Annotated in this window: 14 protein-coding genes and 1 riboswitch; of the genes, 8 read left to right on the top strand and 6 right to left on the bottom strand. The window is 63.5% G+C overall.

What is annotated here, in order from left to right; genetic code table 11:
• Position 1 precedes the first annotated feature (1 nt).
• Positions 2 to 1,069 carry an acyltransferase family protein gene (locus tag D1641_RS02270; RefSeq protein ID WP_160662777.1) on the top strand — a complete coding sequence of 356 codons (1,068 nt, stop codon included), beginning with the start codon at positions 2 to 4 and terminating at the stop codon, positions 1,067 to 1,069.
• 113 nt (positions 1,070 to 1,182) lie between these two features.
• A complete protein-coding gene (locus D1641_RS02265) occupies positions 1,183 to 4,005 on the top strand; it encodes a phosphodiester glycosidase family protein (RefSeq protein WP_160662776.1) in 2,823 nt (940 codons plus the stop codon).
• 261 nt (positions 4,006 to 4,266) lie between these two features.
• Here D1641_RS02265 and D1641_RS02260 read toward each other — a convergent pair whose 3' ends face one another.
• The 4 genes from D1641_RS02260 to D1641_RS02245 are packed head-to-tail and all read right to left on the bottom strand — an operon-like array spanning position 4,267 to position 6,344.
• Positions 4,267 to 4,458, bottom strand: a complete 192-nt coding sequence (locus tag D1641_RS02260; protein WP_160662775.1) for a hypothetical protein — start codon at positions 4,456 to 4,458, stop codon at positions 4,267 to 4,269.
• A gap of 1 nt (position 4,459) precedes the next feature.
• Entirely contained in the window at positions 4,460 to 5,110 is a 651-nt protein-coding gene (locus D1641_RS02255; protein WP_160662774.1) for an ABC-2 transporter permease, read from the bottom strand.
• Complete coding sequence (locus tag D1641_RS02250) at positions 5,107 to 5,967, bottom strand: ABC transporter ATP-binding protein (RefSeq protein WP_160662773.1); 861 nt, start codon at positions 5,965 to 5,967, stop codon at positions 5,107 to 5,109. The genes D1641_RS02255 and D1641_RS02250 overlap by 4 nt, the downstream gene beginning before the upstream one ends.
• Positions 5,964 to 6,344 (bottom strand): GntR family transcriptional regulator, encoded by a 381-nt coding sequence (locus D1641_RS02245; RefSeq protein WP_160662772.1) that lies wholly within the window; start codon positions 6,342 to 6,344, stop codon positions 5,964 to 5,966. Before D1641_RS02245 ends, D1641_RS02250 begins: the two co-directional genes overlap by 4 nt.
• A gap of 240 nt (positions 6,345 to 6,584) precedes the next feature.
• Between D1641_RS02245 and D1641_RS02240 the strand changes: the two genes are divergently transcribed.
• Positions 6,585 to 7,142 carry a hypothetical protein gene (locus D1641_RS02240; protein WP_160662771.1) on the top strand — a complete coding sequence of 186 codons (558 nt, stop codon included), beginning with the start codon at positions 6,585 to 6,587 and terminating at the stop codon, positions 7,140 to 7,142.
• Between the two features lie 52 nt (positions 7,143 to 7,194).
• Here D1641_RS02240 and D1641_RS02235 read toward each other — a convergent pair whose 3' ends face one another.
• A complete protein-coding gene (locus D1641_RS02235; protein WP_160662770.1) occupies positions 7,195 to 8,556 on the bottom strand; it encodes an MATE family efflux transporter in 1,362 nt (453 codons plus the stop codon).
• Between the two features lie 180 nt (positions 8,557 to 8,736).
• Here D1641_RS02235 and D1641_RS02230 point away from each other — a divergent pair, with 180 nt between their 5' ends.
• The 5 genes from D1641_RS02230 (at position 8,737) to D1641_RS02210 (ending at position 12,104) form a co-directional block, all read left to right on the top strand.
• Positions 8,737 to 9,042: an STAS domain-containing protein gene (locus D1641_RS02230; RefSeq protein ID WP_160662769.1), complete on the top strand. Its 306-nt coding sequence runs from the start codon at positions 8,737 to 8,739 to the stop codon at positions 9,040 to 9,042.
• A 156-nt stretch (positions 9,043 to 9,198) separates the two neighbouring features.
• Positions 9,199 to 9,636: an anti-sigma F factor gene (gene spoIIAB / locus D1641_RS02225; RefSeq protein WP_160662768.1), complete on the top strand. Its 438-nt coding sequence runs from the start codon at positions 9,199 to 9,201 to the stop codon at positions 9,634 to 9,636.
• Positions 9,633 to 10,343, top strand: coding sequence for a sigma-70 family RNA polymerase sigma factor (locus D1641_RS02220; protein WP_160662767.1), 711 nt, complete (start codon positions 9,633 to 9,635; stop codon positions 10,341 to 10,343). Before spoIIAB ends, D1641_RS02220 begins: the two co-directional genes overlap by 4 nt.
• Positions 10,344 to 10,499: 156 nt before the next feature.
• Positions 10,500 to 10,622, top strand: a riboswitch (TPP riboswitch).
• 74 nt (positions 10,623 to 10,696) lie between these two features.
• Positions 10,697 to 11,263 carry an energy-coupled thiamine transporter ThiT gene (locus D1641_RS02215; protein ID WP_243149224.1) on the top strand — a complete coding sequence of 189 codons (567 nt, stop codon included), beginning with the start codon at positions 10,697 to 10,699 and terminating at the stop codon, positions 11,261 to 11,263.
• 28 nt (positions 11,264 to 11,291) lie between these two features.
• Positions 11,292 to 12,104 (top strand): HAD-IIB family hydrolase, encoded by an 813-nt coding sequence (locus D1641_RS02210; protein WP_160662766.1) that lies wholly within the window; start codon positions 11,292 to 11,294, stop codon positions 12,102 to 12,104.
• Between the two features lie 53 nt (positions 12,105 to 12,157).
• Here the strand turns inward: D1641_RS02210 and D1641_RS02205 are convergent, their stop codons facing one another.
• Positions 12,158 to 12,532, bottom strand: a complete 375-nt coding sequence (locus tag D1641_RS02205) for a RidA family protein (protein ID WP_160662765.1) — start codon at positions 12,530 to 12,532, stop codon at positions 12,158 to 12,160.
• Positions 12,533 to 12,551 lie beyond the last annotated feature (19 nt).

Genomic DNA, 12,551 nt, shown 5'->3' with positions numbered 1-12,551 from the left:
CGTGGGAGAGAGACCGAATAACCGAAGAGATACAGCGATTGATCTGTGCAAGGTGCTGGCCATCTGCGCGGTGGTGTGCATCCACTGCAGCGCTGGACACCTGGTGGGGCGGCAGGTGGGCTCCCTTCAGTGGCTGTCCGCCTGCTTCTGGGGTGTTGTCTCCCGCTGGGCGGTGGCGGTCTTTGTGCTGTGCAGCGGAGCGGTGATGAACGCTCCGGAGCGGGAGCTGCCGCTGAAAAAGCTGTTTTCCCGGTATCTGCTGCGGCTGGCCCTGGCCCTGTCCGTATGGGCCGGGCTGTACGAGGGGATGCGCCTGTACTTCCTCCGGGGCTCCGCCCCGCTGAGTGAGCTGGTTGTCCAGTGCGCGAAGAACTGGCTGACCGGAAACACCTGGTATCACCTGTACTACTTCTATTTTGCCATCGCCCTCTATCTGGCCCTGCCTCTGACCCGGCTGATTGCCCGGCACGCCTCCCGGCAGGAGCTGCGGTATATCCTGGCCCTGTGGCTGCTGTCCGGAGGTGTATTTTCCTTCCTCCAGTGCTTTCCTCCCTTCAACCAGCTGAACTCCTTCCTGCTGCAATACAGCTTGTCCCCCATCGTTCTGGTGCCCGGGCTGGGCCTGCTGGGGTGGTATCTGCACCAGAGCCCGCCCAAGGGCTGGACGGAGGGCCTGATCCTGTTTCTGGCGGGCTTCGGGGCCACTTTTGCGGGGACCTGGCGGCACAGCGTGGCGGCGGGCGCCCTGGACGGGCTGTACCTGTCGGGCTTTTCTCCATTTGTCCTGCTGATGGCCGCGGGGATCTTCCGGCTGTGCCAGCGGTGGGCGGACTGCCCGGCCTCTCCCCGGGGGGAGAGAGCCTCGGGGCTGCTCCAGTTCCTCTCCCGGGGCTCCTTCTGCGTCTTTCTGATCCACCCCTTTTTCCAGGGGCTGGCCAGACAGGCCTGGTTTGAGTCCCTGCCGTCCTACTGGGCCATTCCGGCCCAGGCCGCGCTGCTGCTGTCACTCAGCTATGGGGCCTATTGGTTTTTGCGCCGGATTCCGGCGGTGAATCGCTGGCTGATCTAAAGAACTCCATAATTTTCCATTTTACTTATCTTAATTGCCCATTGAAAGCGGAGTGCTCTTCTGCTATACTGGCAGAGGAGCACATTTTTACAGCATTGACAAAGGAGCGTCCCATGAAACATACCATTTCTTTCACCCGCAGAGCCGCGGCTCTGGCCCTGGCCCTGTTGCTGTCTCTCCCCACGGTCTACGCCGCGGCGGGGGAGCAGAAGATTCAGACCTCCACTCAGATTGTGGACGGCCTGACCTATCGAAATACTGTCACCGTCAACGACGGAAGCCGGGTGGAGAGCTTCTCTATGGAGCTGTCGCCTGACAGTGATGTCTGGCCCATCCTGGTCCAGGGCGACGCTACCATCTATGGCGGCGCCAGCATTAAGAGCGCGGTAGCCAGCGTGCAGGACCAGGGCTATCACGTGCTGGGAGCCATCAATTCCGATTTCTTCTTTATGTCTGAGGGCGTGCCCATCGGCATGGTGGTAGAGGACGGGGTGTATAAGTCCAGCAACACAGGGGAGAACGCCTTGGTCATCGCCGATGGCTGGGCCTCCATTCTGGAGGAGCCGGAGGTGGACATGTGGCTGGAGAACGAGGAGACCGGCTATACCTTGACCGGCCTGTCCTTCAACAAGCCGCGGGTGGACGGGGGAGGCCCCGTTCTTTACAACCACTACTACTCTAATGTGTCCACCCGCACCAGCACCCCCGGCTGGTACATACGGCTGAGGCAGCTCCCCGACTCATGGAGCGGTGAACTGGCTGAGCTGGAGGTGGACAGCGAGCTGGAGCTGGAGGTGGTGGAGCTGCTTCTGTCCAGCGAGCCTCTGGCCATCGGGCGGGACGAGTACATCCTCACCGCCGGCGGGGAGGAGAACCGCACCGACGTGTTTACCGCCTTCCAGGTAGGGGACCGGGTCTCTCTGACCACCTCCTGCGACGACCGCCTCCTGTCCCGGGCCCAGTGGGTCTGCGGCGTGGGGGACATCATGGTGGAGGATGGCGAGATGACCGACAGCTCCCGCTGGACCTACGCCAAGGACGGCCGCCAGCCCCGCACTGCCCTGGGCCTGAAGCGGGACGGAACCATGGTGCTCTACGCTGTGGACGGCCGGCAGACGGGTCACTCTGTGGGCCTGACCCAGAAGAACCTGGCCGATGAGCTGTTCCGCCAGGGCTGCGAAACGGTGGTGAACCTGGACGGCGGCGGCTCCACCTCCCTGTCCGTGTGGATACCGGGGCAGAGCGGCCCCGCGATGCAGAACAAGCCCTCGGGGGGCAGCGCCCGGCGCTGCGCCTCCTATCTGATGCTGGTCACTGACGAGACTGGGGACGGCCGGGCCAGCCGGCTGGTCCTGGAGGAGGAGGGCCAGGTGGTGCTCTCCGGCTCCTCCCTGAGCCTGCCCCAGGTCCGGGCGGTGGATGACGGCCTGAACCCGGTGTCCGCCGACCTGTCCAGGCTGAGCTATACCTCCCTGGAGGACCTGGGGAGAATCAGAGACGGAGTATACACCGCCGGACCCTGGGAGGGGACCGATACCCTGGAGCTGTCCACCGGCAGGCTCTGGGGAACAGCCCAGATCCACGTGGTGGAAAGCCTGACCGAGCTGAAGGTGACCCGGCAGGGGGAGAGCGCCGCCCTCAATACCCTGACGGTGAAGCCGGATGAGGAGATCCAGCTGGCCGTGTCGGGCAGCTACTGGGGCCGGACGGCCCTGTGGGACCTGGCCCCCGTCTCCTTTAAGGTGACGGGGGATGTGGGCACGGTGGACGAGGACGGACTCTTTACCGTCTCCCACAGCCCCGGGGAGGGGTCCATCATTGTGTCCGCCGGAGGGCTGACCCAGACCATCAAGGTCACCCCCACCAACGTCCACTGGGACGTCCCCGAGGGGGACTGGGCCTATGAGGCGGTGGAGTACTGCTATGAGAAGGGCATCGTCACCGGCGTCACCCCCACCCTCTTCGGGCGGGATCTGATTGTCAGCCGGGCGGACTTTATGGTCATGCTCCACAACGCTATGGGCAGGCCCGCCCCCGCAGCCCCCTGCACCTTCACCGATGTGGACGTAAACAGCGACTACTACACCGCCCTGTCCTGGGCCCAGCACGTGGGACTGGCCAACGGTGTGGGAGACGGCCTGTTTGCTCCCGAGGGCAGCCTCTCCCGGGAGCAGGCCTTCACCCTGTTTGAGCGCTTCCTGCCCATCTTTGGGACGAACTGCCCCAGCGGGAACCTGGACGTTTTGAACCAGTTTGCCGACCGGGACCAGATCGCCGACTTCGCCCGGTCCGCCACCGCCACCGTGGTGGAGCAGAAGCTGGTGCTGGGCGACGGCCTGTCCATCAACCCCAAGGGGACCCTGACCCGGGCGGAGATGGCGGTGATTCTCCAGCGGGTGCTGGAACACACCCCCGTCACCGGAGAGCCCTCCACACCGGACGAGCCGGTCTCCGGGAATCCTGACCCGTCGGTGGACTATCAGATGGCCCTGGATCAGAGCAAGCTCACCTTGGCCTCCGGCGGCAGCGCCACCCTGAATGCCGTCATCCTGCCCAGGGTGAGCGGGGCCAAGCCGGCCTGGAGCAGCAGCGACCCCACCGCTGCTACGGTGTCCCCCAGCGGGATGGTCACCAACCTCCACCCCGGGGCAAGGGAGAAAACCGTCACGATTACCGCCAAATGGAACGGCTTGACCGCCAGCTGCGCCGTCACCTGTCAGCCCGCCCGGCGGGTGGGCACGGTGAAGGCCGAGACCGGACTGCGGGTCCGCTCCGGCCCCGACACCACCTACAGCATCGTGGGCGCCCTGCGGGACAAGGAGCAGGTAGTGGTCCTGGATGTGCTGCCGGAGTGGTATCAGATTCTCTTCCGCAACGCCAGCGGCCAGGCCGCCATCGGATATGTCTCCGCCGATTACCTCACCATAGAGGGATAGCAGAATTACAGCGGCCCGCCCCAACTGGGGCGGGCCGCTGAGTCTGTTGAAATTGTGGCATTTTCGGGAGTGCGTTCCCGTAAGCCTCCTTTTCCCCGCAAGGGGGACGGGAGTTTTGAGCTCTCTGTAGGGCGGGACGACTCGGCCCGCCGTGTATTTGCTCGATTCCGCCGGCGCGCCGAGGTCGTCGCGCCCTACAAACAGAAACGCAATCCTCAGTCAGCCTGCGGCTGACAGCCCCTTTCCAAAGAGGCCTTTTCCCTATCTCTTCTGGTCTCCCTCAGAGGGGAAAGCTTTCTCCTTTAGCGGACAGTGGGCGCAGGAGGCGGCCAGAGCCAGCACTGCCAGAGTCAGGATGCGCCGCCAGGGGCTGGCCGTCCAGATCAGACAGCACACCCCACGGGCGATGGCCCACAGGCAGCCAGCCCAGAGGAGGATGACGGCGGTTCTCATATTAGTACTCCTTCCCAGCCGCGATCCGGCAGGAAATGAGATAGGACACCCCTAAAGCCGCCAGCCCTGCCAGAGGCAGCAGGACCGCGCCGCCCGCCAGAGCGGTGGGGGCCAGGAGGTCCATCCCCTTCGGCATGGACATGTCCAGCACACCGGCCTTGGCCAGCAGCACCACAGCAATGGTGGGGATAAAGACAATGGCGTAGAGAAAGGGCCGGGCCCGCTCCGGCCCCAGCTTGTAGCTCAGGGGCAGGAGGATGGTGGGAATCAGCAGGCCAATGGTGGTGGACACCATCAGGGTGACAAACATCTCCAGAGGGTCCGACTGATGGGTCAGATAGAGCAGGGCGGTGCCCGCCAGCCCTGCCGCTACGGTGAGCAGCGTCAGCGCCAGCACGAAGAGATACCGGGCCCTCACTACCCCGCTCCGCCCCAGGGGGAGGGACATGGCGTAGCGGTCCCACTTGGCCAGTTCATCGTAGGCGAAGGCGGAGATGGGCAGCGTGGCCAGAACGACCTGGATAAAGGCGATGATAAAGCCGTAGTCAAATAAGTCCAGATAGGCGAGAACGATGTAAAGGACAACAAGCGTCAGGTAGGACATCAGGGTCTTGCGCATGACAAGGAAGTCCTTGGTAATCAGTCCGATCATTTTGCTTCTCCTTTCCCCACAAAGAGCATGATATCCTCCAGGGTGGTTCGCTCCACCAGAAGCATGGGGTATTTTCGGGCGAAGGCGGAGCGGTCGGCCACCAGGGCCTCGCAGCCGAAGGTCCCCTTCCGAGTGCGCAGGATGTCCCGGGGGTCGATGGCCTCCAGCTGGGCGGCGGTACAGCCTACCCGGCCGTAGGAGTCCAGGATGGCGTCCTTGGCGTCGGACAGCACTACCTCCCCCTGGTGGATGTAGGCGATGTAGTCGGCCACCTTCTCCAAATCGGAGGTGATGTGGCTGGACATGAGGATCGCGTGGTCCTCGTCCTGAATGAAGCCCAAAAATTCGTCCAGGATTTCGTCCCGGATTACCGGGTCCAGCCCGGCGGTGGCCTCGTCCAGGATGAGCAGCTTAGGATGGTGGGCCAGGGCGGCGGACAGGGACAGCTTCATCTTCATCCCCCGGGAGAACTCCTTGATGAGCTTCTTCTCCGGGAGCCCGAATTTGTCCAGATAGGACCGGAACAGGTCGCTATCCCAGTTTTTGTAGGCAGGGGCCAGAATTTTTTCCACGTCCCGGGGGCGGAGGGTGTCGTGGAAAAAGCACTCGTCCAGGACGATGCCTACGTCCTGCTTGGCCAGCTTCTCCTCCCGGATGTTGTCATGACCCAGGACGGTGATCTCACCCGCGTCCCGGCGGATCAGGTTCAGGATGCACTTGATGGTGGTGGTCTTGCCTGCGCCGTTCTCCCCGATGAGCCCCAGGATGGAGCCGCCAGGCAGGGTCAGGTTGATATTGTTCAGGGAAAAATCCCCGTAGGACTTGTACAGTCCCTTGATTTCAATACAATTTTTCATAATTCCTCACCTTTGTAGAGTATGTCAAGCATTTCGTGGAGCGCCTCCAGCGGGAAGGCCCCCTTCCGGGCCTCGTCCACCGCCTGGGCCAGCTTCTCCTCCACCTTCCGCAGCTGGGCCTCCCGGAGCAGCTCCCGGTTCTGGGGGGCCACAAAGCAGCCCTTGCCCGGGACGTTCTCCAGAAAGCCGTCCCGCTCCAGCTCCTCGTAGGCCCGCTTGGTGGTGATCACCGAGATGCGCAGCTCCTTGGCCAGCAGCCGCATGGAGGGCAGGGCGTCCCCTGCCGACAGCGTCCCTGACATGATCTGCTCCTTGATCTGGTCGGTGATCTGCTCGTAGATGGGCTTCCCGCTGGCGTTGCTTAAAATGATATCCATTTGTCCCGCCTTCCAACAGCGGAGAGAGGCCCGGCTTCCGGCCGCGCGCTGGTCCAGTGCCAGCCACTCTTCGCTGTCATGTTGGATTTAGTGTATATATACTATATGCACAGTATAACGCTTTTTTGCCGCTTGTCAAGAGGGAACATGAAAAAATTTTTGGCAGGCCGGAATTTCCTTTTCCTTGACAGGGGAAGAGGGGGCCGGTATAATAAGGAAAAGCAGATAGGAGGGCAGCCTATGCTGGACGAGAGAGATATGCAGTTGCTCCGCGCCCTGTTTCGGGAAGAAGGGGAGCGGATTGAGGAACGCATCAATGCGCGGATGGATGTGCGCTTCCAGGCCCAGGACGAGCGGATCGACAAGATGTTCCAGGCCCAGGACGAGCGGATCGACAAGATGTTCCAGGCCCAGGACGAGCGGACTGACAAGATGTTCCAGGCCCAGGACGAGCGGATTGACGAGCTGTTCCAGGCCCAGGACGAACGGATTGACAAGATGTTCCAGGCCCAGGACGAGCGGATCGACAAGATGTTCCAGGAGCAGGAGGAGCGCATCAACAGCCGCATGGACAAGCTGTTCCAGGAGCAGCGGCGGAGCATCATGCACGACGTCAAGGTGCTGATGGACGCGGAGTTTAAGCCCCAGTTCAACCTGCTGTCAGAGGAGCTGCAGCTGATCCGGGAGAAGATGATCTCCGAGGAGCGCATGGAGGAGGCCGAAGCGGACATTCAGGTGCTCAAGACCTCCGTGCGGATCCTGAGTGAGGACGTGCGGGCGCTGAAAAAGGCGCAGTAAACCGAATATGACAAAAAGAGGACCGTCTCAAGGCTGAGACGGTCCTCTTTTTTTATTCCCGCGGCCCCTCCGCCCGGGGCCAGATTCCCTTTTGCTCCAGGGCAAAGACGGTAAGCTGGAACAGGACGATGACCACCCAGCCCAGGCCGGTGGCCAGGGCGACGGCGTCCAGCCCCATAGCGCCGATGAGCAGGTAGGTTCCAGCCACCCGGAGGACAATCTGGAGGGTGGTGCCATAGAAGGTGATATTCATACGCCCATTGCCCCGGAACCAGCCCACAAAGAGGTGTCCGACGAAGGACAGGAAGTAGAACAGACCGATGAGCCGCAGATAGGACACAGCGCAGGGGACGGCCTGGGTTCCCGGCTCCAGGAAGATCAGCGCCAGAGGGCGGGCGGCCAGCCGCATGAGGGCGGAGAAGGCCAGACCTGTCCCCACCAGCATCACCGCCGTCCGGGTGAAGCCGGACCGCACCCGCCGCTGCTCACCGGCCCCCCGGTTCTGGGCGATGAAGATGGCGGCGGCCTCGCAGCCGCTTATGCCGAAGGCCTGGATAAAGTTCTCCACCCGGGTGGCGGCGGCAAAGGCGGAGATGGGGGCGCTGGAGGCGGCGCTGATGCCGTTGACGGCGCTCTGGATGATGAGCTTGCCCAGGTAGAGGCTGGACTGTTGGAGGGCGGCCACGGCGGCGTAGCTGCCGGTGAGGCCCAAAAGCTGCCGGTCCATCCGCATATCCTCCCGGCGGATGAGGAGGAAGGGCCGCTTTTTCCAAATATACCACAGACACAGCAGACTGGACAGCAGCTGGGCGGAGGCGGTGGCCAGGGCGGTGCCCAGGATGCCCATGTCCAGCACCGCCACCAGCAGCCAGGCGGAGGCCAGGTTGTAGCCTAGGGAGATGAGCAGGAAACAGAGCGCCGCCCTGGTGTCTCCCACCGCCCGGAGGGAGGCGGCCAGGTAGTTGTAGGTGAAGGTGAACACCATCCCCGCCAGGATGACCCGCAGATAGACGGACACGCTGTCTGCCAGCTCGGCGGGGGTCTGAATCAGGGCCAGGAGCTGGGGCAGGAGGAGCTGGCCCAGCGCCACGGCGGCCAGGGTGCAGCCCCCGATCAGGGCGGCGGAGACATAGAGCTGTTGGCGCAGCCTGGGCAGATTGCCCTCCCCAAAGAACCGGGCCGTTAAGACAGCGGCCCCCATACAGGCCCCGGTGATGACGTAGATATACAGGTTCATCACGCTCTCTGCCACCCCCAGGGCGGCGAAGGCGTTTTCCCCGAGGTAGTGGGTGACCACCAGGGAGTTGATAATGTTATACAGCTGCTGGAGCACATTGGCACATAGCAGAGGCAGAGTCAGCCGCAGGAGCTGGGGCAGAATCGGGCCGGCGGTGAGGCGCAGTTCGCGGGACAAGGAAGGTCCCTCCCATCTGTTGGTTTAGCTTGTCCATCTATTATATGCCGGAAAGGGGGGCTTGTAAATAAAACTCTCCTCCCGTCGGCAGAAAAGGACAAAATCCCCCCAAGGGCCTGTCCTATACTGAAATGGAAAATAATGGGTGCTCGCCGCGCCCAAGGAAAGGAGCGGGTCCCCATGCCGGTGACCTGTAAAGAGAAGGAGCGCTGCCTCACAGCGCTGGTGGCCGGGGAGCTGGACCACCATGGGGCCAGGACGGTGATGGAGGAGCTGGACCGCCGCATCGACCAGGCCCAGCCCCGGCAGCTCACCCTGGACCTGAGCGGGCTGTCCTTCACCGACAGCTCGGGCATCGCCGTGCTCCTCCGGGCCCACCGCCGTATGGGGCAGGTACAGGGCTCCATGCGGGTGGTCAACACCCCGCCCCAGGCGGGGAAGGTTTTCCGGGCCGCGGGGCTGGAGCGGATTATCAGGTTTGAATGAGAAAGCCTCCCTTCACCAAGGGAGGTAGCATCCGCGAAGCGGATGACGGAGGGTTTTCTCTTATCGACATCGCACCTGTTTTCGGGAAAACCCCCACCCGGCTTCGCCGGGAGCCCCTTTGCGAAGGGGGCCATAGGGCACAGAAGGAGGATACATATGAAAATCGAAAATCAAGTCACCCTGGAATTTCCCAGCCGGTCGGCCAACGAGGGCTTCGCCCGGGCGGCGGCGGCCTGCTTTGCCGCCCAGCTGGACCCCACCCTGGAGGAGGTAAACGACATCAAGACCGCCGTCAGTGAGGCGGTGACCAACGCCATTGTCCACGCCTACCCGGATACCCTGGGCCGGGTGGCGCTGAAGCTGCGTATCCGGGAGGGGAACAGCCTGGAGATCGTGGTAAAGGACTGGGGGGTGGGCATCGCCGATGTGGAGCAGGCCCGAACCCCCCTGTTCACCACCGGCAGCGAGGAGCGCTCCGGCATGGGCTTTACCATCATGGAGAGCTTCATGGACACCCTGCGGGTCCGCTCTGCCCCCGGAAAGGGGACCACCGTCACCATGGCCCGAAGGATTGTCCGCCGGGCCGGACAGTGAGCGGGCCCACCGGCTCCGCCCTGCTGGAGGCCGCCCGGGAAGGGGACAGCGCCGCCTGTGAGCAGGTGCTGCTGGAGAACAATGGCCTGATCTGGAGCGTGGTGCGCCGGTACTATGGCCGGGGGGTGGAGCCTGACGACCTGTATCAGCTGGGCTGTCTGGGCTTTCTCAAGGCGGTGCGGGGGTTTGACCCCCAGTTCGGCACCCAGTTCTCCACCTACGCCGTGCCCAAAATCGCCGGAGAGATCCGCCGCTTCCTCCGGGACGACGGGCCGGTGAAGGTGAGCCGCGGGCTGAAGGAGCGGGGGACGGCCATCCGAACGGCCCGGGCCCGGCTGTCCGCCGCGCTGGGCCGGGAGCCCACCCTGTCCGAGCTGGCGGAGGAGACCGGCCTCACCCCCGAGGACATTGCCGCCGCCGAGACGGCCATCGACCCGGTGGTCTCCCTTCAGGCGGAGACGGGGGCGGACGGCCTCACCCTGGAGGGGCTGCTCACCGGGGGGAACGAGGAGGAGGGGATGGTGGAGCGCATCACCCTGCGCGCCGCCTTGGAGGACCTGCCGGAGCGGGAGCGGCAGGTGCTCCTCCTGCGGTACTACCGGGGAATGACGCAGATGAACACCGCCCGGGTGCTGGGGGTGTCTCAGGTCCAGGTTTCCCGGCTGGAGCGGCGTGCCCTGGACAGGCTGCGGCAGGAGCTGACGTAGGACAGGCTCCCCTGGCCAGGCACGGCTTCCCTCTGAGGGGAATGAGAGCTTTTTATCAGTCTGAACCGGCGGCCTCCGTAATATGGAGGCCGCCCCATCTTTTTTTCCTTGACAAACCGTCCATAGCCGCCTAAAATAAGACATGAACCGCAGTACAATCGAACACAGGGGCGCTGGGAGCGTAGTTTCCCGGCTGAGATGTAGAAGCAGACATGCTGCTTTCGGTCCCTAGAACCTGATCCGGGTAATGCCGGCGTAGGAAGTGGAAGAGAGATCTTGTCGTCGTCTCCTCTAAGACCGCACTACACCCGTCCGGATGTAATGCGGTATCTTCGATTTTGGAGGAAACGACTATGACAAAAATGCAAAAGCGCAATCTGCTGCGTATGCTCTGCGAGGGGGCCATTATGGCAGCCGCCGCCCAGGTGCTGGGCTATCTGAAAGTTTGGGAGATGCCCTGGGGCGGCTCCATCTGCCTGTCCATGCTGCCCATTTTCCTGTTTGCCTGCCGCTGGGGGCTGGTCCCCGGCCTGATGAGCGGCTTTGTGCTGGGCGTGCTCCAGTTCATGTTCGATGGCGGCTTTGCCCTGGGCTGGCAGTCCATCATTGGGGACTATCTGGTGGCCTTTACGGTGCTGGGCCTGGCCGGGCTCTTCCGCTGTGCGGATTGGAGCATCTACGCCGGCACGGTGGCGGGCTCCGCAGCCCGGCTCCTGGTCCACTATGTGGTGGGGGCCACCATCTGGGCGGAGTATATGCCCGAGACCTTCTTCGGCATGACCATGACCACGCCGTGGTTTTACTCCCTGCTGTACAACGGCTTTTACATGGTCATCGACATGGCGCTGTGCCTGCTGATTTTCTGGCTGGCACGCAAGCCCCTGCACAGATACTATATAGGAGCGGATATTCTCCGCTGACAGCCCCGACGGGGCGAAAGGAGGCTCCATGGGAAAATTTGACGGCATTTTACTGGCCAGCGACTTTGACGACACGCTGTACGGCTGGGACCTGCGGATTCCGGAGCGGAACCTGAGGGCGCTGGAGTATTTCATCCGGGAGGGGGGACACTTCACCGTCTCCACCGGCCGGGCCCACCGCACCTTCGCCCCCTTCGCCTCCCAGGTGCCCATGAACGCCCCGGCGGTGCTGTCCAACGGGGCGGCCATCTACGACTTCCAGGCGGACAAAATGCTGGAGCAGAGCCTGCTCCCCGACACGGCCCCCGCCGACCTGGCGGCGGTGATGGAGCGCTTCCCCTCCCTGTCTCTGGAGCTCTACCACGGGGAGGACATCTACGTCTGCAACCCCAACGAGATCACCTTCGCCCACCTGAGGAAGGTGAACTGCGACTATACCCGGTGCGCCATCCCGGACATGCCCACCCCCTGGGTGAAAGGCATCTTCCACCAGGAGCGGGAGGTGCTCCTCCCGGTCCAGGCCTGGATGCTGGAGCAGTTCGGCGACAGGTATGAGGCCATCTTCTCCAACCCCCGGTATCTGGAGCTGACCCGGAAGGGCAGCAGCAAGGGGGGCGGGGTGGCCCGGGTGGCGGAGCTGCTGAGTATCGCCCCGGACCGGGTCTACTGCGTGGGGGACAACCAGAACGACATCCCCATGCTGGCTCTGTCCGCCATCCCCTTCGCCCCGGCCAACTGCGCCCAGGAGGTCAGGGACTGGGAGGGCGGAGCCCGCATCCTATGCCACTGTGATGACGGCATCATCGGCGATATCGTGGAGATTCTGGACGGACTGTACTGAAAGAGAAGGGCCCCCAGCGTGAGCTGGGGGCCTGTTTGCGCGGTTTTTGGGGCTTATTTCACCGCCACCGCCTCGATCTCAAAGAGGGCGCCCTTGGGCAGGGCGGCCACCTGGACGCAGGAGCGGGCGGGGGCCTCGCCGGGGAAGCAGCCGGCGTAAATGGCGTTGATGGCGGCGAAGTCGTTGATGTCGGCCAGGAACACGGTGGTCTTTACCACGTCGGCACAGCTCATCCCGGCGGCGGCCAGGACCGCCTTCAGGTTCTCCAGGGCCTGGGCGGCCTGGGCCTCCACCCCCTGGGGCAGCTCGCCGGTGGCGGGGATCAGGCCCAGCTGTCCGGAGGTGTACAGGGTGCTGCCCGCCAGCTTGGCGTGGCAGTAGGGTCCCACGGCGGCGGGGGCGTTCTGGGCGGTGATGGTTTTGTTCATGGGAAAATCCTCCTCAATC

The organism is Colidextribacter sp. OB.20, from assembly GCF_009911595.1.
GTDB lineage: Bacteria > Bacillota > Clostridia > Oscillospirales > Oscillospiraceae > Lawsonibacter.
This window is presented reverse-complemented; position numbering and strand designations above follow the sequence as displayed.

Bases quoted from the DNA above. Each gene is read 5' to 3' on its own strand.
- D1641_RS02240 (WP_160662771.1), top strand. From the start codon at position 6,585: ATGCTGGACGAGAGAGATATGCAGTTGCTCCGCGCCCTGTTTCGGGAA.
- D1641_RS02245 (WP_160662772.1), bottom strand. From the start codon at position 6,344: ATGGATATCATTTTAAGCAACGCCAGCGGGAAGCCCATCTACGAGCAG.
- D1641_RS02230 (WP_160662769.1), top strand. From the start codon at position 8,737: ATGCCGGTGACCTGTAAAGAGAAGGAGCGCTGCCTCACAGCGCTGGTG.
- spoIIAB (WP_160662768.1), top strand. From the start codon at position 9,199: ATGAAAATCGAAAATCAAGTCACCCTGGAATTTCCCAGCCGGTCGGCC.
- D1641_RS02205 (WP_160662765.1), bottom strand. From the start codon at position 12,532: ATGAACAAAACCATCACCGCCCAGAACGCCCCCGCCGCCGTGGGACCC.
- D1641_RS02210 (WP_160662766.1), top strand. From the start codon at position 11,292: ATGGGAAAATTTGACGGCATTTTACTGGCCAGCGACTTTGACGACACG.
- D1641_RS02260 (WP_160662775.1), bottom strand. From the start codon at position 4,458: ATGAGAACCGCCGTCATCCTCCTCTGGGCTGGCTGCCTGTGGGCCATC.
- D1641_RS02215 (WP_243149224.1), top strand. From the start codon at position 10,697: ATGACAAAAATGCAAAAGCGCAATCTGCTGCGTATGCTCTGCGAGGGG.
- D1641_RS02255 (WP_160662774.1), bottom strand. From the start codon at position 5,110: ATGATCGGACTGATTACCAAGGACTTCCTTGTCATGCGCAAGACCCTG.
- D1641_RS02265 (WP_160662776.1), top strand. From the start codon at position 1,183: ATGAAACATACCATTTCTTTCACCCGCAGAGCCGCGGCTCTGGCCCTG.
- D1641_RS02250 (WP_160662773.1), bottom strand. From the start codon at position 5,967: ATGAAAAATTGTATTGAAATCAAGGGACTGTACAAGTCCTACGGGGAT.